The 23,935-nt window shown below is 45.7% G+C and carries 18 protein-coding genes and 1 riboswitch; of the genes, 11 read left to right on the forward strand and 7 right to left on the reverse strand.

Going from position 1 to position 23,935, the window contains the following annotated elements:
* From dnaA to OCW38_RS00035, 7 genes are all read left to right on the forward strand, one after another.
* A complete protein-coding gene (gene dnaA, locus OCW38_RS00005; RefSeq protein WP_016784132.1) occupies positions 1 to 1,422 on the forward strand; it encodes a chromosomal replication initiator protein DnaA in 1,422 nt (473 codons plus the stop codon).
* A gap of 81 nt (positions 1,423 to 1,503) precedes the next feature.
* A complete protein-coding gene (gene dnaN, locus OCW38_RS00010) occupies positions 1,504 to 2,604 on the forward strand; it encodes a DNA polymerase III subunit beta (protein WP_010433159.1) in 1,101 nt (366 codons plus the stop codon).
* Between the two features lie 53 nt (positions 2,605 to 2,657).
* A complete protein-coding gene (recF, locus tag OCW38_RS00015) occupies positions 2,658 to 3,737 on the forward strand; it encodes a DNA replication/repair protein RecF (RefSeq protein WP_261894723.1) in 1,080 nt (359 codons plus the stop codon).
* Positions 3,738 to 3,754: 17 nt separating this feature from the next.
* Positions 3,755 to 6,172, forward strand: a complete 2,418-nt coding sequence (gyrB, locus tag OCW38_RS00020) for a DNA topoisomerase (ATP-hydrolyzing) subunit B (RefSeq protein ID WP_016767545.1) — start codon at positions 3,755 to 3,757, stop codon at positions 6,170 to 6,172.
* Positions 6,173 to 7,100: 928 nt separating this feature from the next.
* The gene (gene ltrA, locus OCW38_RS00025; protein WP_140150525.1) at positions 7,101 to 8,384 is read left to right on the forward strand and encodes a group II intron reverse transcriptase/maturase; all 1,284 of its coding nucleotides are present in this window, start codon (positions 7,101 to 7,103) and stop codon (positions 8,382 to 8,384) included.
* Positions 8,385 to 9,193: 809 nt separating this feature from the next.
* A complete protein-coding gene (gene ltrA, locus OCW38_RS00030) occupies positions 9,194 to 10,477 on the forward strand; it encodes a group II intron reverse transcriptase/maturase (RefSeq protein WP_140150525.1) in 1,284 nt (427 codons plus the stop codon).
* A 417-nt stretch (positions 10,478 to 10,894) separates the two neighbouring features.
* Positions 10,895 to 11,329, forward strand: a complete 435-nt coding sequence (locus OCW38_RS00035; protein ID WP_010433156.1) for an Hsp20 family protein — start codon at positions 10,895 to 10,897, stop codon at positions 11,327 to 11,329.
* Between the two features lie 107 nt (positions 11,330 to 11,436).
* Here the strand turns inward: OCW38_RS00035 and OCW38_RS00040 are convergent, their stop codons facing one another.
* The 4 genes from OCW38_RS00040 to glyQ all read right to left on the reverse strand — a co-directional run bounded on the left by OCW38_RS00040 (position 11,437) and on the right by glyQ (position 18,232).
* Complete coding sequence (locus tag OCW38_RS00040; RefSeq protein WP_010433155.1) at positions 11,437 to 12,687, reverse strand: valine--pyruvate transaminase; 1,251 nt, start codon at positions 12,685 to 12,687, stop codon at positions 11,437 to 11,439.
* Positions 12,688 to 12,943: 256 nt separating this feature from the next.
* Entirely contained in the window at positions 12,944 to 15,031 is a 2,088-nt protein-coding gene (locus OCW38_RS00045) for an alpha-amylase (RefSeq protein WP_016789742.1), read from the reverse strand.
* A 202-nt stretch (positions 15,032 to 15,233) separates the two neighbouring features.
* Positions 15,234 to 17,300: a glycine--tRNA ligase subunit beta gene (gene glyS, locus OCW38_RS00050; RefSeq protein WP_016784135.1), complete on the reverse strand. Its 2,067-nt coding sequence runs from the start codon at positions 17,298 to 17,300 to the stop codon at positions 15,234 to 15,236.
* 2 nt (positions 17,301 to 17,302) lie between these two features.
* On the reverse strand, positions 17,303 to 18,232 hold the full coding sequence (gene glyQ, locus OCW38_RS00055; protein ID WP_004736678.1) for a glycine--tRNA ligase subunit alpha: 930 nt from the start codon (positions 18,230 to 18,232) through the stop codon (positions 17,303 to 17,305).
* Between the two features lie 210 nt (positions 18,233 to 18,442).
* Positions 18,443 to 18,618, forward strand: a riboswitch (yybP-ykoY riboswitch).
* Between the two features lie 34 nt (positions 18,619 to 18,652).
* Between glyQ and OCW38_RS00060 the strand changes: the two genes are divergently transcribed.
* Together OCW38_RS00060 and OCW38_RS00065 are read left to right on the forward strand one after the other, a co-directional pair.
* On the forward strand, positions 18,653 to 19,207 hold the full coding sequence (locus OCW38_RS00060; RefSeq protein WP_016789743.1) for a TMEM165/GDT1 family protein: 555 nt from the start codon (positions 18,653 to 18,655) through the stop codon (positions 19,205 to 19,207).
* A gap of 151 nt (positions 19,208 to 19,358) precedes the next feature.
* Positions 19,359 to 19,613, forward strand: a complete 255-nt coding sequence (locus OCW38_RS00065; RefSeq protein WP_016767550.1) for a hypothetical protein — start codon at positions 19,359 to 19,361, stop codon at positions 19,611 to 19,613.
* Between the two features lie 83 nt (positions 19,614 to 19,696).
* Here the strand turns inward: OCW38_RS00065 and tusA are convergent, their stop codons facing one another.
* Positions 19,697 to 19,948 carry a sulfurtransferase TusA gene (tusA, locus tag OCW38_RS00070; RefSeq protein ID WP_004736675.1) on the reverse strand — a complete coding sequence of 84 codons (252 nt, stop codon included), beginning with the start codon at positions 19,946 to 19,948 and terminating at the stop codon, positions 19,697 to 19,699.
* A 149-nt stretch (positions 19,949 to 20,097) separates the two neighbouring features.
* Here tusA and OCW38_RS00075 point away from each other — a divergent pair, with 149 nt between their 5' ends.
* Both OCW38_RS00075 and OCW38_RS00080 read left to right on the forward strand, forming a co-directional pair.
* A complete protein-coding gene (locus tag OCW38_RS00075) occupies positions 20,098 to 20,283 on the forward strand; it encodes a hypothetical protein (RefSeq protein ID WP_010433144.1) in 186 nt (61 codons plus the stop codon).
* Between the two features lie 155 nt (positions 20,284 to 20,438).
* Positions 20,439 to 21,380, forward strand: a complete 942-nt coding sequence (locus tag OCW38_RS00080) for a LysR family transcriptional regulator (protein ID WP_010433141.1) — start codon at positions 20,439 to 20,441, stop codon at positions 21,378 to 21,380.
* Positions 21,381 to 21,530: 150 nt separating this feature from the next.
* On the opposite strand, the gene acuI is transcribed toward OCW38_RS00080, so the two are convergent.
* Both acuI and fadA read right to left on the reverse strand, forming a co-directional pair.
* Positions 21,531 to 22,511, reverse strand: coding sequence for an acrylyl-CoA reductase (NADPH) (gene acuI, locus OCW38_RS00085; RefSeq protein ID WP_010433138.1), 981 nt, complete (start codon positions 22,509 to 22,511; stop codon positions 21,531 to 21,533).
* Between the two features lie 242 nt (positions 22,512 to 22,753).
* Entirely contained in the window at positions 22,754 to 23,917 is a 1,164-nt protein-coding gene (fadA, locus tag OCW38_RS00090) for an acetyl-CoA C-acyltransferase FadA (RefSeq protein WP_009848166.1), read from the reverse strand.
* Positions 23,918 to 23,935 lie beyond the last annotated feature (18 nt).

The raw sequence follows: 23,935 nt of genomic DNA on the forward strand, positions 1-23,935 counted from the left end.
GTGTCATCTTCGCTTTGGTTGCAGTGTTTGCAACAGCTTCAAGAAGAGTTACCAGCTACAGAATTCAGTATGTGGGTTCGTCCGTTACAAGCGGAACTCAATGACAATACTCTAACTCTATTTGCACCGAACCGTTTCGTACTCGATTGGGTTCGCGATAAGTATCTAAATAGCATTAACCGTTTACTGCAAGAATATTGTGGTAACGATATCCCACATCTGCATTTTGAAGTGGGAAGCAAGCGCGTGATTGCTCCTAAACCTGCGACACCAGCACCGGCGCGTACACGTACGGCAGCCGATGTGGCCGCTGAGTCATCCGCACCTGCGCAGTTACAAGCTCGTAAGCCTGTTCACAATATCTGGCGCGATGAAGAGCCTGTGGCGGTTGACCTTAACCACCGTTCAAACGTGAACCCAAAGCATAAGTTTAATAACTTTGTTGAAGGTAAGTCGAACCAACTGGGTTTGGCTGCGGCACGTCAGGTTTCTGATAACCCAGGAACAGCTTATAACCCGTTGTTTTTGTATGGTGGTACTGGTTTAGGTAAAACGCACTTGTTGCATGCGGTGGGTAATGCCATTGTCGATAATAAACCGAATGCTAAAGTGGTTTACATGCACTCCGAGCGCTTTGTTCAAGACATGGTGAAAGCGCTCCAAAACAATGCGATCGAAGAATTTAAACGTTACTACCGTAGTGTTGATGCTTTGCTTATCGATGATATCCAATTCTTCGCTAATAAAGAGCGCTCTCAAGAAGAGTTCTTCCATACCTTTAACGCACTGCTTGAAGGCAACCAACAGATCATCCTAACTTCTGACCGTTATCCTAAAGAGATCAACGGGGTAGAGGATCGCCTTAAATCTCGCTTCGGTTGGGGTTTGACGGTTGCGATTGAGCCACCAGAGCTTGAAACGCGGGTTGCTATCTTGATGAAGAAAGCAGAAGACCACCAAATCCACCTTGCGGATGAAGTGGCTTTCTTTATTGCTAAGCGTCTACGTTCTAACGTTCGTGAACTGGAAGGCGCATTGAACCGTGTTATCGCGAATGCGAACTTCACTGGTCGCCCGATTACGATCGATTTCGTACGTGAAGCACTGCGTGACCTACTTGCACTGCAAGAGAAATTGGTCACCATTGATAATATTCAGAAGACAGTAGCCGAGTACTACAAAATCAAAGTAGCCGATCTCTTGTCGAAACGTCGCTCTCGTTCTGTTGCTCGTCCACGTCAATTGGCGATGGCTCTGGCTAAAGAGCTAACAAACCACAGCTTGCCTGAGATTGGCGATGCATTCGGTGGCCGTGACCACACGACTGTACTGCATGCTTGTCGTAAAATTGCTCAGCTGCGTGAAGAGAGCCACGACATTAAAGAAGATTATTCGAACTTGATTCGTACCCTTTCTTCTTAATACACAGTATTCTTAACCTTAATAAGCAGAATCTTGGCCACGTACTATTACGCAGTGCCATTTAGACCGTAAGAGCAAGATATGAAATTTACCATTGAACGTAGTCACCTGATTAAGCCATTACAACAAGTATCTGGCGCACTCGGTGGCAGGCCAACGCTTCCAATTCTAGGAAACCTACTAATTAAAGTAGAAGATAACGTGTTGTCGATGACAGCGACGGATCTAGAAGTTGAATTGATCAGCCGTGTAACGCTTGAAGGTGATTTCGAAGCGGGCAGCATTACTGTGCCTTCACGTAAGTTCCTAGATATTTGCCGTGGTTTACCAGACAGCTCAGTGATCACTGTGGTATTGGATGGTGACCGTATTCAGGTTCGCTCTGGTCGTAGCCGTTTCTCATTGGCAACATTACCAGCGGCAGATTTTCCAAACATTGAAGACTGGAGCAGTGAAGTTGAAGTGTCTGTGACACAGGCTGAGCTACGCGGTCTTATCGAGAAAACCCAATTCTCAATGGCGAACCAGGATGTTCGTTACTACCTCAACGGCATGTTGTTTGAGATTGAAGGTTCTATCTTACGCAGCGTAGCGACTGATGGTCACCGTATGGCAGTATCTCAAGCGCAATTGGGTGCTGACTTTGCCCAGAAGCAAATCATTGTTCCCCGTAAAGGTGTTCAAGAGCTAGTGAAGTTATTGGATGCGCCTGAACAGCCTGTAACGCTGCAAATTGGCAACTCTAATGTGCGTGCTGAAGTGAACAACTATGTCTTTACTTCTAAGCTCGTTGATGGTCGTTTCCCTGATTATCGCCGCGTAATGCCGCAAAATACTACCAAGACACTTGAAGCCGGTTGTGATGAATTACGCTCCGCATTTTCTCGTGCAGCGATTCTGTCGAATGAAAAATTCCGTGGTGTTCGAGTTAATCTTGTGGATAGCGAGATGCGTATTACAGCGAACAACCCAGAACAAGAAGAAGCAGAAGAAGTGCTAGATGTTAACTTCGACGGTGACGCGCTAGAGATTGGCTTTAACGTAAGCTACGTATTGGATGTTCTGAACACACTGCGTTGTGAACAAGTTCGTATCTCAATGTCAGACGCTAATGCGAGTGCCTTGATTGAAAATGCACAAGATGACAGCGCGATGTACGTTGTTATGCCAATTCGTTTATAAGCTGCAATATGTTGACCTACCGAGTCGTGATTGAAGATTAATATGAAGACGTTATGCCTTTATCGCGCTTAATCGTTAAGCAATTTAGAAATATAGAAGCCTGTGACATTCAACCGTCATCAGGCTTTAACTTTCTTATAGGGGCTAACGGTAGCGGCAAAACCAGTGTCCTGGAAGCGGTGTATCTGCTCGGACATGGTCGCTCATTCAAAAGCTCATTAACCGGTCGTATCATTCAAAATGAGTGTAGCGAACTGTTTGTTCATGGCCGTTTTATGACCTCGGATCAATTTGAGCTGCCAATTGGCATTAATAAGCAGCGCGATGGCACGACAGAGGTTAAAATAAGCGGTCAAACTGGGCAAAAATTAGCTCAGCTAGCTCAAGTATTACCATTGCAGTTGATTCATCCTGAAGGGTTTGATTTACTGACGGATGGACCTAAACATCGCCGGGCATTCATTGATTGGGGAGTCTTCCATAGTGAGTCTGGTTTTTATGATGCATGGGGCAGGGTCAAGCGACTCAATAAACAGCGTAATGCATTATTGAAAACGGCAACGAATTATCGAGAGCTAAGCTATTGGGATCAAGAATTAGCCCGTTTAGCAGAAAGCATCAGCCAATGGCGCGCTACCTACGTTGAGCAGTTAAAAGAAGTGGCAGAGGAAATCTGTGCGACCTTCCTTCCTGAGTTTGAGATAAAGATTAACTACTATCGTGGTTGGGATAAAGACACCCCATACGCTGAGATATTAGAAAAGAATTTTGAAAGGGATCAGCAGCTTGGTTACACATTTAGTGGGCCAAACAAAGCGGATCTAAAGATAAAAGTGAACGGCACTCCAGTGGAAGATGTCTTGTCACGAGGTCAATTGAAGTTGATGGTGTGCGCGTTGCGCGTAGCACAAGGGCAGCACCTCACCCAAATGACAGGTAAGCAGTGCATCTATTTAATAGATGACTTCGCTTCCGAATTAGATAGCCAACGCCGAGCACGTCTTGCTGAGTGTTTAAAGGCGACTAAGGCTCAAGTTTTTGTAAGCTCTATTACCGCTGATCAGATTGCTGATATGCATGACGAAAATGGCAGGATGTTTCATGTGGAACATGGCAAAATAGAGCAAGGATAATTAGTCAGAGAGTAACTATGTCAGATAATTACGATTCATCGAGTATTAAAGTACTGAAGGGTCTGGATGCGGTACGTAAGCGTCCTGGAATGTACATTGGCGACACGGATGATGGTACCGGTCTGCACCACATGGTTTTTGAGGTGGTAGATAACTCTATTGATGAAGCGCTAGCTGGTCACTGTAATGACATTATTGTAACTATCCATGAAGATAGTTCTGTGTCTGTAAGCGATGACGGCCGTGGTATCCCAACAGAATTGCACCCAGAAGAAAACGTATCAGCAGCAGAAGTAATCATGACGGTTCTTCACGCTGGTGGTAAGTTCGATGATAACTCGTACAAGGTATCTGGTGGTCTGCATGGTGTTGGTGTTTCAGTAGTTAACGCACTTTCTAAGCAAGTTACTCTTACTATCCACCGTGGTGGCAAAATCCACACTCAAACCTACAGCCACGGTGAGCCTCAAGCGCCACTAGCTGTTATCGGTGACACGGATAAAACCGGTACAGAGATTCGTTTCTGGCCGAGTGAAGAAACCTTCACTAACATCGAGTTCCATTATGATATTTTAGCTAAGCGTCTACGTGAGCTATCATTCTTGAACTCAGGTGTGTCAATTAAGCTGATTGACGAGCGCGAAGAAGACAAAATGGATCACTTCGAATACGAAGGCGGTATCCAAGCGTTTGTTGAGCACCTTAATACTAACAAAACGCCAATCATCCAAAAAATCTTCCACTTTAACTCTGAGCGTGAAGACGGTATTACCGTTGAAGTTGCGATGCAGTGGAATGATGGCTACCAAGAAAACATCTACTGTTTCACCAACAACATCCCTCAACGCGATGGTGGTGCTCACTTAGCAGGTTTCCGTGCTGCACTAACTCGTACATTGAATAGCTTCATGGACAAAGAAGGCTTCTCGAAGAAAGCGAAGACTTCAACATCAGGTGATGATGCTCGTGAAGGTTTGACGGCGATTGTTTCGGTGAAAGTGCCAGATCCTAAGTTCTCAAGCCAAACTAAAGACAAGCTGGTTTCTTCAGAAGTGAAGTCTGCCGTAGAGTCTACTATGGGTGAGAAATTGTCTGAGTTCCTCATTGAGAATCCAGGTGAAGCGAAAATCGTTTGTTCGAAAATTATCGATGCAGCACGAGCTCGTGATGCAGCGCGTAAAGCGCGTGAGATGACACGTCGTAAAGGCGCATTAGATTTAGCAGGCCTTCCAGGTAAACTCGCTGACTGTCAGGAAAAAGATCCTGCACTGTCTGAACTGTATATTGTGGAAGGAGACTCTGCTGGCGGATCAGCTAAGCAGGGGCGTAACCGTAAGAACCAAGCAATCCTACCGCTTAAAGGTAAAATCCTTAACGTAGAGAAAGCACGTTTCGATAAAATGCTGTCTTCTCAAGAAGTCGCAACGTTAATCACTGCACTTGGTTGTGGTATTGGCCGTGACGAATACAACCCAGACAAACTGCGTTACCATAACATCATTATCATGACCGATGCCGATGTCGATGGTTCTCACATCCGTACACTGCTACTGACGTTCTTCTACCGTCAAATGCCTGAGCTGATTGAACGTGGTTACATTTACATTGCTCAACCGCCACTTTACAAAGTGAAGAAAGGTAAGCAAGAGCAATACATTAAAGATGAAGATGCGATGAACCAGTATCAAGTATCTTTGGCTTTAGACAATGCAGAACTGCACGTAAACCCTGAAGCGCCAGCGTTCGCAGGTGAAGGCCTAGAGAAGCTTGTTCAGCAATACAATGCAGGTATTAAGCTTGTTGACCGCATGAGCCGCCGTTACCCACGCGCATTGGTTCACGAACTGATTTACGTTCCTCGTCTAACGGCTGAGCAGTGTCATGATGACGTGGCAGTTGAAGCTTGGGGTAAGCAGCTTGTAGAACAGCTAAACGCGAAAGAAGTCGGTGCTAGCCAATACAGCCTTGAAGTTGAAAAACATGAAGAGCTAGGTTTGAGCGTACCTAAGATCGTGGTTCGTACTCATGGTGTAACTCATGAACACCTACTAAGCATTGATCTGATTAACTCGAAAGAGTTCGCGAAGCTGGCTGATCTATCTGAAGCCCTTGATGGCTTGATTGAAGAAGGCGCTTACATCAAGCGTGGTGAGCGTACTCAAGCGGTTTCTAGCTTTGTTGAAGCTCTGAACTGGTTGGTGAAAGAGTCTCGTCGTGGCTTAAGCTTGCAACGATACAAAGGTCTAGGTGAGATGAACCCTGACCAGCTTTGGGAAACGACAATGGATCCTGAAACTCGCCGTATGATGCAAGTAACCATTGACGATGCCGTTGGTGCAGATCTGTTGTTTACAACGTTGATGGGCGACCAAGTAGAGCCTCGTCGTAACTTCATCGAAGAGAATGCATTGAAAGTAGCAAACTTAGACGTTTAATTACTGCGATGCGTCGTTATTTCGCATGATTTCTGCGTTCGGCGTACTCACATACACTTGTATGCTGCGTGCGCCTTGCTTGAACTAATGCGAACTAACTTATCCTCGAAGCAATTAAATTGATGTCTTCGTTGTATTGATTAAGTTCATAAAATTATGAAAGCACTGCCTATTGGCGGTGCTTTTTTGTTTGCCCAGCGAAGCTGGCAAACCCGTCAGGTTGAAAGAAACCTGAATCACCCCGACTGAGGGGAAGATAATCCGAATCGCAAGGGCGTTGTTGGCTAACGGCAGGGTCTGAAGGAAGCGATAGGAAGTTAGCAGTACACAACGCAAGTAAACCTGCTTCGGCAGTATAGGTGGGTAAGCGTCCGAAATAGCGCGAAGCCCTATACTCAGTCAGACCTATGCTGTGCTTGAGGGTGGCATTGTTAACAGGGAGCCAGTGCAGTAACTGGGGAAGCCTGACACCACATCCAGACAGTCTGGAAGCACAAACTCGAAGCGAAAGCTAAGAGGTGTGTTGGTGCGAGGTGGCAGATGAATCCGTAGTAGTGAGTAAGGCTAAGCCAGAGAAGCCCAGTAATGGTGTGGAGGAGAAAACTTAGCTGACCAGCAGCATCAAGTCTGATGGAGCACTGAAATGCCAAAAGCACTCAGTGTTGCGAAGGGAGGAAGTACACTTTAAGTCTGTGATGAACAGATGTTTTTTTTTTCAGTGATACCCAAACCGAATCGCTATCGGGGTATTCCTAGTTTGGTTGATTGTGGAAGCAAGATACTGCGCTAAGAAACCGTATAGGGGAGTAACTCTGACTCACTTCAGTAAATTGCCACTGAGCTAGAAGGCTGAACAGCAGAGAGAAATAACACCCACGCTGAAGATGAAACACCTGTCCCCACACAGCACACAATCCAAGGAGAGAAAGTGCGAGTTTATTACAGCTTATATGGTCATCTACTCAACAAAGAGAGGCTGTATAAAGGGTTTAAAAAGGTAAAGAAAGCGAAAGGCGCGGCTGGAATAGATGAGCAGAGCCTGAGCAACTACGCCGAAAATCTGAGTGATAACCTCGATCAACTCCTCTCTGAACTTAAAACCAAGCAATACAAACCTCAGCCAGTCAAACGGGTAGAGATACCCAAAGAAGACGGAGGGGTGCGATTGCTCGGGATCCCAACAGTTAGGGATAGAGTTGTCCAACAAGCGCTCAACGATATCCTCACCCCCATCTTCGAAGAGCAATTTCACCCATCAAGTTTTGGGTATAGGCCGAATCGAAGCTGTCACGATGCAATCAACAAATCCACGATGTTCATCCGGCGTTACGGGTTACAACACGTTGTAGATATGGACTTGTCGAAGTGCTTTGACAAACTCGACCACGAGTTGATTATCAAAAGCATCAGAAAACGAGTCACAGATAGCAGTGTATTAGAGCTGATAAAACAGTTTCTAAAAAGTGGGGTGATGATAGACGGTAGTTGGCAGGAGACAGAGCTAGGAAGTCCACAAGGTGGTGTTATCAGTCCTTTGATAGCCAATATCTACCTTGATGCGTTCGATCAGGAAATGCGAAAGCGCGGCCATAGGATCGTTCGTTATGCGGATGACATACTCATCTTCTGTCGTAGCAAGGCAGGGGCAGAGAATGCCCTTGCACAAGCGACGAAGATCTTAGAAGGAGAGCTTAAACTCACAGTGAACCAGACGAAATCACATATAGCGCACAGCAGTGATGGCGTGAAGTTTTTAGGTGTAGAAATCGGGAGTCAATTTACCCGCATTCAAACTAAAAAACTGAAAGTGTTCAAAAGCAAGTTAAAGCGAATGACGAAGCGAGGGTGCGGTAAGCCACTTGAGCAAGTCATAAAAGATCTAAACCCAGTGTTAAGAGGGTTCAGCCAATACTTCAGGATCACCAATAGCAGCAGGGAGTTCTCAAGACTAGCAGGATGGCTACGAAGAAGACTGCGTAGTATCCAGTTGAAACTTTGGAAGAAGCCTCAACGCTTACATCGAAAGTTAAAACAGTTAGGGTATAAGCCGCCGTTCCAGCATATCTCAATGACAAGTTGGGTCAGTGCAGCGAGTCCACTATCAAGCTATGCGATGCCAAATCAATGGTTTAATGACCAAGGATTGGTAAATCTTGGGACAATAAGGACAGGGTATGTGTTCAGCCAATATGCTGAATGGAAGTGTGCATGAGCCGTATACGAGGTCCGTACGTACGGTTCTGTGAGAGGGATGAGGCGGTAACGCCTCACCCTACTCGATGTTTGCCCAGCGAAGCTGGCAAACCCGTCAGGTTGAAAGAAACCTGAATCACCCCGACTGAGGGGAAGATAATCCGAATCGCAAGGGCGTTGTTGGCTAACGGCAGGGTCTGAAGGAAGCGATAGGAAGTTAGCAGTACACAACGCAAGTAAACCTGCTTCGGCAGTATAGGTGGGTAAGCGTCCGAAATAGCGCGAAGCCCTATACTCAGTCAGACCTATGCTGTGCTTGAGGGTGGCATTGTTAACAGGGAGCCAGTGCAGTAACTGGGGAAGCCTGACACCACATCCAGACAGTCTGGAAGCACAAACTCGAAGCGAAAGCTAAGAGGTGTGTTGGTGCGAGGTGGCAGATGAATCCGTAGTAGTGAGTAAGGCTAAGCCAGAGAAGCCCAGTAATGGTGTGGAGGAGAAAACTTAGCTGACCAGCAGCATCAAGTCTGATGGAGCACTGAAATGCCAAAAGCACTCAGTGTTGCGAAGGGAGGAAGTACACTTTAAGTCTGTGATGAACAGATGTTTTTTTTTTCAGTGATACCCAAACCGAATCGCTATCGGGGTATTCCTAGTTTGGTTGATTGTGGAAGCAAGATACTGCGCTAAGAAACCGTATAGGGGAGTAACTCTGACTCACTTCAGTAAATTGCCACTGAGCTAGAAGGCTGAACAGCAGAGAGAAATAACACCCACGCTGAAGATGAAACACCTGTCCCCACACAGCACACAATCCAAGGAGAGAAAGTGCGAGTTTATTACAGCTTATATGGTCATCTACTCAACAAAGAGAGGCTGTATAAAGGGTTTAAAAAGGTAAAGAAAGCGAAAGGCGCGGCTGGAATAGATGAGCAGAGCCTGAGCAACTACGCCGAAAATCTGAGTGATAACCTCGATCAACTCCTCTCTGAACTTAAAACCAAGCAATACAAACCTCAGCCAGTCAAACGGGTAGAGATACCCAAAGAAGACGGAGGGGTGCGATTGCTCGGGATCCCAACAGTTAGGGATAGAGTTGTCCAACAAGCGCTCAACGATATCCTCACCCCCATCTTCGAAGAGCAATTTCACCCATCAAGTTTTGGGTATAGGCCGAATCGAAGCTGTCACGATGCAATCAACAAATCCACGATGTTCATCCGGCGTTACGGGTTACAACACGTTGTAGATATGGACTTGTCGAAGTGCTTTGACAAACTCGACCACGAGTTGATTATCAAAAGCATCAGAAAACGAGTCACAGATAGCAGTGTATTAGAGCTGATAAAACAGTTTCTAAAAAGTGGGGTGATGATAGACGGTAGTTGGCAGGAGACAGAGCTAGGAAGTCCACAAGGTGGTGTTATCAGTCCTTTGATAGCCAATATCTACCTTGATGCGTTCGATCAGGAAATGCGAAAGCGCGGCCATAGGATCGTTCGTTATGCGGATGACATACTCATCTTCTGTCGTAGCAAGGCAGGGGCAGAGAATGCCCTTGCACAAGCGACGAAGATCTTAGAAGGAGAGCTTAAACTCACAGTGAACCAGACGAAATCACATATAGCGCACAGCAGTGATGGCGTGAAGTTTTTAGGTGTAGAAATCGGGAGTCAATTTACCCGCATTCAAACTAAAAAACTGAAAGTGTTCAAAAGCAAGTTAAAGCGAATGACGAAGCGAGGGTGCGGTAAGCCACTTGAGCAAGTCATAAAAGATCTAAACCCAGTGTTAAGAGGGTTCAGCCAATACTTCAGGATCACCAATAGCAGCAGGGAGTTCTCAAGACTAGCAGGATGGCTACGAAGAAGACTGCGTAGTATCCAGTTGAAACTTTGGAAGAAGCCTCAACGCTTACATCGAAAGTTAAAACAGTTAGGGTATAAGCCGCCGTTCCAGCATATCTCAATGACAAGTTGGGTCAGTGCAGCGAGTCCACTATCAAGCTATGCGATGCCAAATCAATGGTTTAATGACCAAGGATTGGTAAATCTTGGGACAATAAGGACAGGGTATGTGTTCAGCCAATATGCTGAATGGAAGTGTGCATGAGCCGTATACGAGGTCCGTACGTACGGTTCTGTGAGAGGGATGAGGCGGTAACGCCTCACCCTACTCGATGTGTCGGTAAGGTCTTGAAAAATATTGAGTTGAAAAAATAATTGAAAATAATCCCTTGAAACTATTTTGCTCAATCCACATATCTAGTTGTGAAGAGGATGACTGTCTTGCTCTACAAGAGAAGAAACAGAACCTTCATAACCGTTGCTAGAGTATCGCTCAATAGAGGATAACTTTGGCAGCACACAATTTAAAAATTGATTCATTGTCATGTCCCAGCGTTGTCGCCAAAAGAGGCGAAACCCGAGGAATGCAAACTGAATCCCTTAGCTGTTTACTGGGTCACTCACAAGTTCGATCTTAGTAAAAATCACAGCTAAGACTATTGCTTACTAAAAGGATAGCATTATGAGAACTGTAGATTTTACTCCACTTTACCGCAACGCAATCGGCTTCGATCGTCTATTCAACATGATGGAAGCGAACACATCGAAAAATACTTCTGGCGGTTACCCTCCTTATAACATCGAGCAAAAAGACGAGAATAACTACCGTATTACTATGGCAGTCGCTGGCTTTGCAGATGACCAATTAGATCTGACTCAAAAAGAGAATACGCTAATTGTGAAAGGTGAGCGTAAAGAAGAAGTAGAGAAAACCTTCGTATATCAAGGTATTGCAGAGCGCGATTTCGAACGTAAATTCCAACTGGCTGACTATGTAAAAGTGGTAGGCGCAAGCATGGAAAATGGTCTCCTTCACATCGACCTAGAACGCGAGATCCCAGAAGCGATGCAACCGCGTAAGATTGCTATTAATGGTAATAGTCTTCTAGAAGGTTAAGCGTTATTAGCTCATTTGAGCTAATAAATATCGGAAAGTAAAAGTGAAAGAGCACCTTATGAGGTGCTCTTTTTTGTATGTGGCCTACAGTAACCTAAAAGCTTTGATTACTGTTCTGAGTAAGCCTTTTTCACTTCCTCTGCAATGATTGAAATGCCTTTCTGCATTGCTTCATCATCTTGCACGTAGTTCATACGTAAGCACTGGTGGGCATGATCCCACTCATCTTCTTGGCCGATAAAGAAGTATTCACCAGGAACAATCAATACGCCACGAGCTTTGAGGCGGTCGTACAGCTCCATGGTGGTAATTGGCAACTCATCAAACCATAGCCATAAGAAAATCGCGCCTTCAGGCTTGTGGATACGGAAGCGAGGGTCATCGATCGCTTCTTGTAAGAGCTCAACTGCACGTAGAGACTTATCTTTATAGAAAGGTTTGATTACCTCGCTACTTAAGCGCAGTAAATCGCCTTTTTCAATCATGTGGTTAGCAATCGCAGGGCCAACACTATTAGGTGCTAGGCTGATAATGCCATTCATGTTGGTCAGAGCTTGTGTTACTTCTTCGCTCGCAATCACGATACCGCAACGCACACCAGGCAAACCAAGCTTAGATAAGCTCATGCACAGAATGGTGTTTTCATTCCAGAACGGTTCGACATCTTCAAAGATGATGTTTGGAAACGGCAAGCCATAGGCATTATCGATCAGCAGCGGGATGTTGTTTTCACGCGCTAGCTTATCCAGTTTACGGACTTCTTCGTCGGTCAGCACGTTACCGGTTGGGTTGGTTGGGCGAGAAGCACAGATAGCGGCAACCGAGTCATCAACCTTGAGCTTCTCAAAATCAACGTGGTATTTGAACTGTCTGTTTTCAAGCAACTCTATTTCTGGGTGATATGAGATAAATATATCGTCATCAATGCCAGCATCGCCGTAACCGATGTACTCAGGCGCGATTGGCAGCAAGATTTTCTTGTGTGAGCCATCTGGCTGCTGACCTGCTAACAAGTTGAATAAGTAGAAGAAGCCACTTTGGCTACCATTAGTTAGGCTAATGTTCTTCTCACTGATGTCCCAGCCGTAAGTATCTTTTAGCATTGTAGCTAACGATTTGATGAAGCTGTCTTTGCCTTGCGGACCATCGTAGTTGGCGAGGGCGGCGATGAGTTCTCCACTGGCGAGCATGTCGGCACTGGCTTGGTTAAAGTAATCGAGCATGGCTGGGATAGCGGCTGGGTTGCCACCACCGAGCATGATTGCTCCAGGAGTGCGCAGGCCATCATTCAAATCATCCATTAAACGAGTGATTCCAGAGTATCGATTAAATTTTTCACCAAACTTAGAGAACTGCATTACTTATTTTACCTAATTCATTGTGATTGCTTGTTATGTGTCATTAAGGCAGACCTTATGTCTACCAACAGTGTATTCCTTGAACATACCGCAATGTTTTTGCGACGCATAGCGCCAAATGCTCTAACACGAAAAAAACTTCTATAAAGTTTAACTAATGAGTGTCTGCTTTCTTATTGAACGAGTGTTTCGTGATCAAAAAAAGGAGAAGCCTAAGCTTCTCCTTTTAATTCCTGTGGGTTATTTCAATCAGCGCTTACTTTGAGCCAGTATAAACGACTAATACCTTGTCATCTTGGTATTGGCGTTCGAACGCATAGTAGCCCTTGCTGTTACGGATGATGTGCTTACCTTGGGCTACCGCTGGGTGGCGTTGGCGGAATTGGCCAAGCGCTTGCCAGTGTTCTAGCAACTCTGCACGTTCGCCGGTGATTTGATCCCAAGGCATGTCAGAGCGAGTACCTTGCATTGGGTCTGAGCCTGTTGGGCCGAAATCACGAGCGATTTCATCTCCGTAATAGATCTGCACCGCACCGGGAGCCAGCATCAACGCGTTTGCAGCTTTGGTCTGTTTCGCAAAGTCGCTGCCATGTTGTGTCCAGAATAGCGAGGTGTCGTGAGACGAAAGGTAACTCAGTACGTTGAATTCGCTGTCGTTGTTGATCTTCTCTGCGTAACGAAGGTAATCAGCATCAAGATCGGATAGGCACTTGAGCGCCTTTGGTGCGATATCACTCTGGAATTCAAAGTTGATGATCGAATCAAAGCCGTTAGCAAAATAGTCTGATTTGACTACGCTGTGTGCCCATACTTCGCCTGTCATCCAAAAAGGTAGGTCATCCAGGGCTTTGTCTGGGTTGCTTTGCTTCCATTCTGCAAGCGCTTGGTTAGTGCTCTCTTTAAGCTCTGCCCACGCGTCTAACTCAACGTGCTTGGCGGTATCGACTCTAAAACCATCAACGCCATATTCACGTACCCAGTCAGACAACCAAGTGATTAGATGTTCACGAGGGGTTTGGAGTTCATCCGTGGCGCTGGTGGACTTGTTGCGATAGAAGTTAGGTAGCCCAGTGGTCTCTGTCGATTCTGTTTTGAAATCGGGTAAATGCGCCAAAGACATGGTGAGGTTATTGTAACCTGGAGAGTCATAGGCTCCGATATCACTGCGCAGCCAAGCTTTGCCCCACCACTTTTCCCATGCTTCTTTATCGCTGTATGAGATGTAGTTGTTGAAGTAGTGCCAGTTCTGACCTTTAGCGGGTTGCCAATCTGTCCAGTTTTCACCAAGCGTTTGTTTAGCTTGTTCATCGGTCAGGTTGAGTTTACCAAAATCAAACTCTTGCATGTCGGCAAGCGTGGCGTAGCCAGTGTGGTTCATCACCACGTCCCAAACAACACGAATGCCTTTGCTGTGCGCGGTATCGATGAAGGTTTTCAGCTCGTCTTCGGTACCCATGTTGTCATCAAGCTTGGTCCAGTCTTGATGGTAATAGCCGTGATAGCCATAGTGTTTGAAGTCACCGCGATCACCACCGCCAACCCAGCCGTGGATTTGCTCTAGTGGAGAGGTAATCCAGATAGCATTGGCCCCGAGCGATTCAATGTAGTCGAGCTTTTCGGTTAAGCCTGCTAGGTCACCACCGTGGAAGGTGCCGATTTCGTCTTGTCCATCTTGGCTGCGACCATAGCTGTTGTCGTTGTCAGGGTTGCCATTGTGGAAACGGTCAGTCATTACGAAGTAAACGGTGGCGTTATCCCAACTAAAATCGGCTTTGGTTTCTGGTTCTACTTTCTCTAGTAGCAGAATACCTTGGCTGTTTTCTGCAGGCTGCATGGTGACGCTGCCATTAGTTACTGTGATTTGTTTGCCTGAAAGGGCGTCTCTTACCAAGGTACCATCATCAAAGGTTTGAGCAACGTTGATGGTGGTTGGCTGGTCACTAGGTATTGGGCAGGCAAAGCTTTGAACTTGTTGCTGCTTTGGCTTTATCTGAACCGTGAGTTCATTGGTCTGTGGGTTGAGCGTAAATTGATAGGTGTTAGCGCGAAAGACTTTAATAGCGATTTCGGACTTTTCGGCGCAGTCGTCTAGGCGAAGGGGTTTATTGAATTTGATGCGACTCTCTTCAGCCAGAGCAAAGCTAGTACCACAGGTACTTTGAGCGTCGCTGATAGAGAAGGTATAACTACCTTTAGCGAGTTCCTGTTCTGCAATCACGGTGCCTTTACCGGATGATTCGAATACGACAGTGTCGTTATCAATTGTCAGCAGTAGATTGTTGTCATTGGTTTGGCTGCATGCGCTGAGTGCGAGTATTGAAAGCGCGAGTACTGTCTTTTTCATTGTTCCCTTCCCCTGAATAAACAGGTTATTTATAGCAAACAATACCCTCTACAGTCTGAGTGCTGTTTCATTCAGTTAATCAATAACACCTCTACAAACAAATGCTTGGTTCACAAAAACAAAAAGGGAAGCTTTCGCTTCCCTTTGGGTATTTACTGTTAGTTACTCAGAGTATGACTAAGAGCAACTGTCTCACTCGTGCTTATTTTTGCAGTAAAGAGATGTCAGCAATCTGTAGGAACAGGTTACGTAGGTTGTTCAGTAGCGTTAGACGGTTCTTCTTAAGCGCTTCATCATCAGCCATAACCATTACGTTATCGAAGAATGCATCAACGGGTTCACGTAAGTCAGCAAGTTTGCTTAGGGCTTCTTGGTAGTTGCCTGTCGCGAATGCTGGTTCTAGTGCTTCTGTCATTACTTCAACGTTTTCAGCCAGTGCTTTCTCTGCGTCTTCTTGAAGAAGTGCTAGATCGATTTCTGCTGGTAGCTCGCCATCGAATTTCGCAAGGATATTACCTACACGCTTGTTCGCTGCTGCTAGTGCTTCTGCTGCTTCCAGTTCACGGAAGTGAGAAACCGCTTTAACACGTTGGTCAAAATCAGCAGGTTTAGTTGGACGACGTGCTAGTACCGCTTGGATGATATCAACGCTGAAACCAGCATCTTGGTACCATGCGCGGAAACGACCTAGCATGAAGTCGATAACGTCAGCTTCAACGTTGTCGTTAGTTAGCTTGTCGCCTAGTAGCTCTTTCGCTTTACCGATTAGATCGGTTAGGTCTAGGTTGTAGCCGTTTTCAACGATGATACGTAGCACACCTAGTGATGCACGACGTAGAGCGAATGGGTCAGAACCTTTTGGTGCTTGGCCAATACCGAAGATACCTACGATAGTGTCTAGCTTGTCTGCCATTGCGACTGCAGAAGAAATACCAGTGCTTGGTAGTGTGTCACCCGCGAAACGAGGCATGTACTGCTCGTAAAGTGCCAGTGCTACTTGCTCGTCTTCACCATCGTGAGTCGCGTAGTGCATCCCCATCACACCTTGAGTATCCGTAAATTCGAATACCATTGATGTCATTAGGTCACACTTAGCCAGTAGGCCAGCACGCTTAGACTTTTCAACGTCAGCATCGATTTTCTCAGCAATGTAGCCAGCAAGTTCTGTGATGCGGTCGGTTTTGTCTTTGATAGTGCCCAGTTGCTTCTGGAAGATAGCTTGCTCTAGTTCAGCAAGACGGTCGATAAGCGGACGCTTACGGTCTGTGTTGAAGAAGAACTCAGCATCAGCTAGACGTGGACGTACAACCTTCTCGTTACCTTCGATTACGTGACGAGGCTCTTTAGACTCGATGTTCGAAACGAAGATGAAGTTTGGCAGAAGGTTCTTATCAGCGTCATACACTGGGAAGTACTTCTGGTCGCCTTTCATGGTGTAAACCAAAGCTTCAGAAGGGACTTTTAGGAATTCTTCTTCAAACTTCGCTGTAAGTACTACTGGCCATTCAACCAGAGACGTTACTTCTTCAACAAGGTCATCTTCTAGGTCAGCTTTACCGCCAACCGCTGCTGCCGCTTTTTGCGAATCAGCAAGGATGATCGCTTTACGTGCTTCGTAATCTGCCATTACTTTACCGCGCTCTTCTAGGATCGCAGGGTATTGGTCAGCAGAATCGATTGTAAACTCTTGTTCGCCCATGAAACGGTGGCCACGGATAGTACGAGCAGATGCTACACCTAGGATTTCGCCTTCAACAAGCTCATCACCTAGTAGTACTGTCAGTGTTTTTACTGGACGGATAAATTGAATGTCTGAGTTACCCCAGCGCATCGCTTTAGGGATTGGTAGGCCAGCCAGTGCTTTCGCAGCGATATCCATCACCAATTCTTGAACAGGTTTGCCAGCTACTTCTTGTTTGAAAAGAAGCCACTCGCCTTTGTCTGTTTTCAGACGGTCAGCTTGCTCAACAGTGATACCGTTACCACGAGCCCAACCTTGTGCTGCTTTAGTCGCGTTGCCTTCAGCATCGAATGCTACAGAAACAGCAGGACCACGCTTTTCAACGACTTTGTCAGCTTGGCCTTCAGCCAGTGCGGTTACTTTAAGAGCTAGACGACGAGGTGCTGCGTACCACTTGATGCCTTCGTGAGAAAGCTCAGCCGTTTTAAGACCCGCTTCAAAGTTAGAAGCAAAGGCTTCTGCTAGAGAACGAAGTGCCGTTGGTGGAAGCTCTTCCGTACCCAGTTCAATTAGAAAATTCTTCGCCATGATTATTTACCTTCCTTTTCTTCTACAGATCGGCACATTGGGAAGCCAAGTGCTTCACGTGACGCGTAGTACGCTTCTGCAACAGCTTTAGTCAGGTTGCGGATACGAAGGATGTAACGTTGACGCTCTGTTACAGAGATAGCTTTGCGCGCATCAAGGATGTTGAATGCGTGACCTGCTTTTAGAATGCGCTCGTAAGCTGGAAGCGGCAGTGGCTTCTCAAGCTCAAGTAGCTCTTTACACTCTTTTTCGCACTGGTCGAAGAAAGTGAATAGGAAATCTACGTCTGCGTGCTCGAAGTTGTATGTTGATTGCTCAACTTCGTTTTGGTGGAAGATGTCACCGTAAGTCACATTAGAACCGTCTGGTGCTACGTTCCATACAAGGTCGTAAACAGAATCTACTTCCTGGATGTACATTGCTAGACGCTCGATACCGTAAGTGATCTCGCCAGTTACAGGCTTACACTCAAGGCCGCCAACCTGTTGGAAGTAAGTAAACTGAGTTACTTCCATGCCGTTTAGCCATACTTCCCAACCAAGGCCCCATGCGCCTAGTGTTGGGTTTTCCCAGTTATCTTCAACGAAGCGAATGTCGTGAACAAGTGGGTCGACACCAAGAACTTCAAGCGAGCCTAAGTACAACTCCTGGATGTTATCTGGAGAAGGTTTTAGAGCTACTTGGAATTGATAGTAGTGCTGCAGGCGGTTCGGGTTTTCACCGTAACGACCATCGGTCGGACGACGAGAAGGTTGAACGTACGCCGTAGACATTGGCTCTGGGCCAAGTGCACGTAGACATGTCATTGGGTGAGAGGTGCCAGCACCTACTTCCATATCTAGTGGTTGAACAATGGTACAACCGTTTTGTGCCCAGTAATCCTGCAGCGCGAGGATCATTCCCTGGAAGGTTTTGATATCGTATTTTTGCATAGTCAGGTTCGCGCGATTCTTTTAAATGAATGATAAAAATAACCTCTGAGTATACCGAGATATTGGTAAAGCGAGTAGGGGTAATCTTGTTTAATTAGTGGTCTAAAATGTCGTTTAGTGGATTTTTTTGCCTTTAATGTTTGTTTTTCGGCACAAGTGGATATTTTGATAAGTTTGACACTTGTGTTTGAAAGCGTGGGTGATTAAAATCTCGCGGTCTTTGGGGAGTAGCTTACTTATTCATATCCTATTGAATGAGTTCGTCCGTCAACATAATTGATGCAAAATCATCATGGCGTTCGAGGCAACCACCACCTTGGTGGCGCTTAGCAAGACCTTAGACAAGCATCGTGAACCGGGATGGGGCGCGAGGTTTGTCTTTGGTTAAATATAATAATCTCCATCCCAAATGAGCATGTCGTGAGCGTTTTAGCTATTTCAATTACAACTGTCGCCTTAGCCGAGATCGGTGATAAGACCCAGTTGCTATCCCTTTTATTAGCCAGTCGATATCGAAAACCGATACCTATCATTGCGGCTATCTTCTTTGCCACCATTGCCAATCATGCCCTTGCTGCATGGCTCGGGGTTGTAGTCGCCGATTATCTTTCACCTGAAGTTTTAAAGTGGGTGCTGGTGGTCAGTTTCATCGCTATGGCGGGCTGGATTCTGATTCCCGATAAGTTGGATGACGATGAGCAGATCTCAAACCGAGGCCCGTTTGTCGCCAGTTTCATCGCGTTCTTCATTGCTGAGATTGGTGATAAAACCCAGATAGCGACCTCCATTCTAGGGGCTCAATACTCTGATGTATTAATGTGGGTGATTCTAGGTACTACGATCGGTATGTTATTGGCGAATGTGCCAGTGGTTATCATCGGTAAGTTGTCGGCAGATAAGATGCCGCTTGACCTGATTCGTAAGATCACGGCCTTATTATTCGTGGGTTTAGCTATCGCTGCGGCTTTCTATTAACAGGTAGTATTGAGTCTTATTATACTCAATCAGTAGAGTAATGTGTTGTAGGTCATACTCTTACAGTATTGTGGGGTTTATCGAGCGAATGGACATATAACTGTCATACTTGTCATGATATTTTAATATTGTGAGTTAAGAACACGAGGGCATGATTATGTTGACGCGTTATATGGGTATTACTCCACAAAGCCAAAGTTATCTATTTACTTTTGGTCTTGCTCTTACATTATTAGGCATGGTGTTGACGGACATGTGGCTACCAATGGTCGCGGGTGCCATCATCATGACTGCGCTTGCGGTAGAGGCTTGGATTCGGGTTGCGCATATTATTCCGATGCGCAAAGATATCCGAGAAATTCAGCATCAGCTCGAGCATCTGCAAAACAAGTCTAGAAACGAATAAACAAAAAGCCGCTCGTACTCTGAGTTCTGTTTAAGAACATAAGGTACGAGCGGCTTTTTTGATACTTGATACTCGGTGGGGCGTTACGCCTCCAATCCCTTTCTGATCAAATACTGGTAAGGCAAAGTTTCTGTCGCTTGGCCTACCAACTGATGATCCATGAATCGACAAAAGCTCGGAATATCTCGAGTTGTCGAAGGATCGTCAGCTTTTACCAGTAATACATCGCCATCCTGCATGTTTCTAATTGTCTTCCTGACCATCATTACTGGCTCCGGGCAACGCAGGCCTTCAGCTTCTAAAGTATGGGTTGCCAGTTCAGGTTTGAATGTCATGGTTTGTATCTCTATATCTATCTAACGAGTGAATAATACGTCTGCAGAAAAAATATGCAATAAGTGCTTGGCAAACGGAATTATTTCCTATAACTTAATTAACAATTTGATAACAACTTGAAACAAAGGCAACTAGCTAAGGAGTGGCGATGTTGACAGGATTAGATAGATTAACAATTTATTCGGTTCTCTGTTTTATTTCTTTTTGTGCGTTAGTACTACGCTCACCGACAGAGACTTCACTGATGCCTATCTTTGGCATAGTAGCAACGATTATTGGTATTTGGGTCGAGATGCGCCGTTGGCAAAGCATAGCCGAAGAGCAAGAGCACTAACCTTAATACAACAAGTAAATTCCGATACGACAACATTCCGACACTATCCCCAATTTTCTTGGGCTTCCCCGCGTAATTGCGGGATTTTTTTTATCTAAAGCATGCTATAAACAACGTAGTGATCAATGGTGATAGTATACAGCTAGGTAAGTGGCGTGGAATTAGAAGACATCTATCGTAGAGACCTGAACTTATTGGTCGCCTTAAAGGTATTGATTGAAGAAGGCAGTGTTAGCCAGGCTGCGCTTCGTCTCAATTTAAGTCAATCTGCAACCAGTCGTGTATTAGGGCGTCTTAGAGAGCTACTTAATGATCCTCTATTTACGCGCCAAGGTCAGCATCTTATTCCTACCAAGAAAGCACTTGAGATCAGCCAGCGTATTGATCAACCGTTAGAATCTTTCCGTCAACTGCTTAGCCCGAGTGATTTTGACCCTTACTATTGTAGTGAGCGTTTTTTAATTGCGACCACTGACTACGCGATGCAAACCATCTTGCCTTATGCATTGCCTAAGATTTATGAACAAGCGCCGAATATCTCGTTGGAATTTGCGCCGTTGCAGCATGAGCATTTGTTTAAGCAACTCAGTACTGAGCGCGTTGATATGGCGATTTGTCGTCCGAGTGGCAGCATCGCACCACTTCATAAAGACGTATTAGGGCCGGTTGGTGTGTCTTGCTTGTTATCCCAAAATCACCCATTGGCCGATCAACCATTAAGCCTTGAAGATTATGTCTCACTTCCGCACGCGATGATCGCGATCAGTGATGGCGTTAAAGCTTTACTCGATAACGCTTTAGCTAATCAAAACCCACGTAAAATGGTGTTGCGTGCTTATCACCTTGAGGCTGCATTGGCGATTGTCGATAGAATGCCGTTGGTGATCACTGTGCCTGCTGATTTAGCTTACTTGGTGGCTGAGCGTTATGACTTAGTCGTTAAACCGCTGCCATTCGAGTTTATGCCGTTTGATTACTCATTGATCTGGCACTCGCGCTGCGATTCTTCCGCCTCGCAACAATGGTTAAGAAGAGTGGTTAAAGAGGAGTGTGGCGAATTGATTCAAAAGCGTATTGCGGATGTTGGCTTAGGTTAACTGGGACTTAGCTTTGGTTTACTCGATCCTAATGACAAAAACACAAAAGGGCTGATTACTATCAGTCCTTTGTTATTTTGGGTTATCCAAGCCTAAAGCTGTTGCTTAAGGTTTGATAACTTAAGGTTTGATAACTTAAGGTTTGAGAATCTATAGCTTAATGACTACGCGACCAGTGATTTGACCGTTAGTGATGTCTTCTGCAGCTTGAATTGCGCCATCTAAAGACACTTCTTTAGTTGCTTGCGCGTAGAAAGACTCAGGTAGCAATTCCGCTAGTTGTTCCCACGCTTTAATACGTTTTTCACGAGGGCACATTACCGAGTCCACACCCTGTAGGCGAACGTTACGCAGAATGAATGGCATTACCGTGGTTGGTAAGTCAAAACCGCCTGCTAGACCACACATTGCAACCGCACCGTTGTAATCAATTTGCGCCAATACTTTTGCAAGTACTTTGCTACCTACCGTATCGATAGCACCAGCCCACAGTTGTTTCTCAAGTGGCTTCGCCGGTTCTTCTAGTTCAGCTCGCTCTACAATGCGTGTTGCGCCTAGTGATTTTAATAGTTCGCCATTTGCAGAAGCACGACCAGTTACAGCTGCGACTTTGTAGCCCAGTTGGTTTAGTAGAGTGATAGACACACTGCCTACGCCGCCACTTGCACCTGTTACTAGGATTTCACCGTCTTCTGGTTTGATGCCTGCATCTACGATAGCTTGCACACAAAGCATTGCTGTAAAGCCTGCTGTACCAATAGCCATTACTTTTTTAGCGTCTAGACCTGATGGCATTGGCACTAACCAATCACCGTTTAGGCTTGCTTTCTCCGCCATGCCGCCCCAGTGGCCTTCACCAACCCCCCAACCCGTTAGAACAACTTCGTCGCCCGCTTTGTAGCGTGGGTCATCAGATTGTGAAACCACACCAGAAAGGTCGATACCAGGAACCATAGGAAAGTTACGAACGATGCGTCCTTTACCTGTAATCGCCAAACCATCTTTGTAGTTCAAAGAAGAGTAGCTAACATCAATCTTCACGTTACCTTCTGGTAATTGAGACTCTTCAATTTGAGAAACTGACGCGATAGTTTTTTTGTCTTCTTGGTTTAGTACAAGTGCTTTAAACATGATCTGCTCCGTGGAGGAATATTAGGAAACTGAAGTAACTTTAGTTGAATCATTCAAGAAAAAATAATGAAACATCAACATTGAATATATGCGTTTTGTGCATAGACGTCAGTGTTGGTTTTTCTCTCTTAGAGTTTGCTGAACGAAATCGATGCATTGTTGGATGCCAAGTAATAAAAAGTGCAGCTATATAAATATAGCTGCACAAAAAATTACCCTTCAAGTATTACAGTCAGTAAACGCTATGGACGTTCAAATACCGTTGCAATACCTTGGCCTAAACCAATACACATGGTCGCTAAGCCGTATTTCACATCTTGTGCTTCCATCAGGTTGATTAGCGTCGTCGAGATACGAGAACCAGAACAGCCTAGCGGGTGACCAAGAGCAATCGCACCGCCGTTAAGGTTTACTTTCTCATCAACCACATCCAATAGACCTAGATCTTTCGCACAAGGTAGAGATTGAGCGGCAAACGCTTCGTTTAGCTCAATCACACCCATATCTTCAATGGTTAGGCCTGCACGTTTCAGCGCTTTTTGCGTAGCAGGTACTGGGCCGTAACCCATGATTGAAGGATCGCAACCTGCGATAGCCATAGACTTCACGCGAGCGCGAATCTTAAGGCCAAGTGCGTTGGCTTTCTCTTCGCTCATGATAAGCATTGCAGAGGCACCATCAGATAGTGCTGATGAAGTACCTGCTGTTACCGTACCGTTTGCTGGGTCAAATACTGGGCGAAGCTGAGACAAGCCCTCAACCGTAGTTTCTGGACGAATGACTTCATCGTAATCCAGAGTGAACAATGAACCGTCTGCTGCGTGAGCTTCTGTTGGTAGGATTTCGTTCTTGAAACGACCTTCAACCGTAGCTGCTTGAGCTCGAGCATGTGAGCGTGCTGCGAATGCGTCTTGGTCTTCACGGCTAATACCGTGCATTTTACCTAGCATCTCAGCCGTTAGGCCCATCATACCGGCAGCTTTCGCTACGTGTTTAGACATGCCTGGGTGAAAATCAACACCATGGTTCATTGGTACATGACCCATGTGTTCGACACCACCTATCAGGCAGATTTCAGCATCACCAACCATGATAGAGCGGGTTGCATCATGCAGAGCTTGCATAGATGAGCCACATAAACGGTTGACCGTTACCGCACCAATCTCAATCGGTAGACCAGCAAGCAAAGCAGCGTTACGTGCGACATTGAAGCCTTGCTCTAGCGTTTGTTGTACACAACCCCAGTAAATGTCTTCAATTTCGACAGGGTTTACTTCTGGGTTACGCTCTAAAATGCCTTTCATTAAATGTGCCGACAGATCTTCAGCACGAGTGTGACGGAAAGCTCCACCTTTGGAACGTCCCATTGGGGTGCGAAGGCAATCAACAACAACTACATTATTCATTTTGCTATTCCTTTTCCA

It is taken from the genome of Vibrio cyclitrophicus (assembly GCF_024347435.1).
Classification (GTDB): domain Bacteria; phylum Pseudomonadota; class Gammaproteobacteria; order Enterobacterales; family Vibrionaceae; genus Vibrio; species Vibrio cyclitrophicus.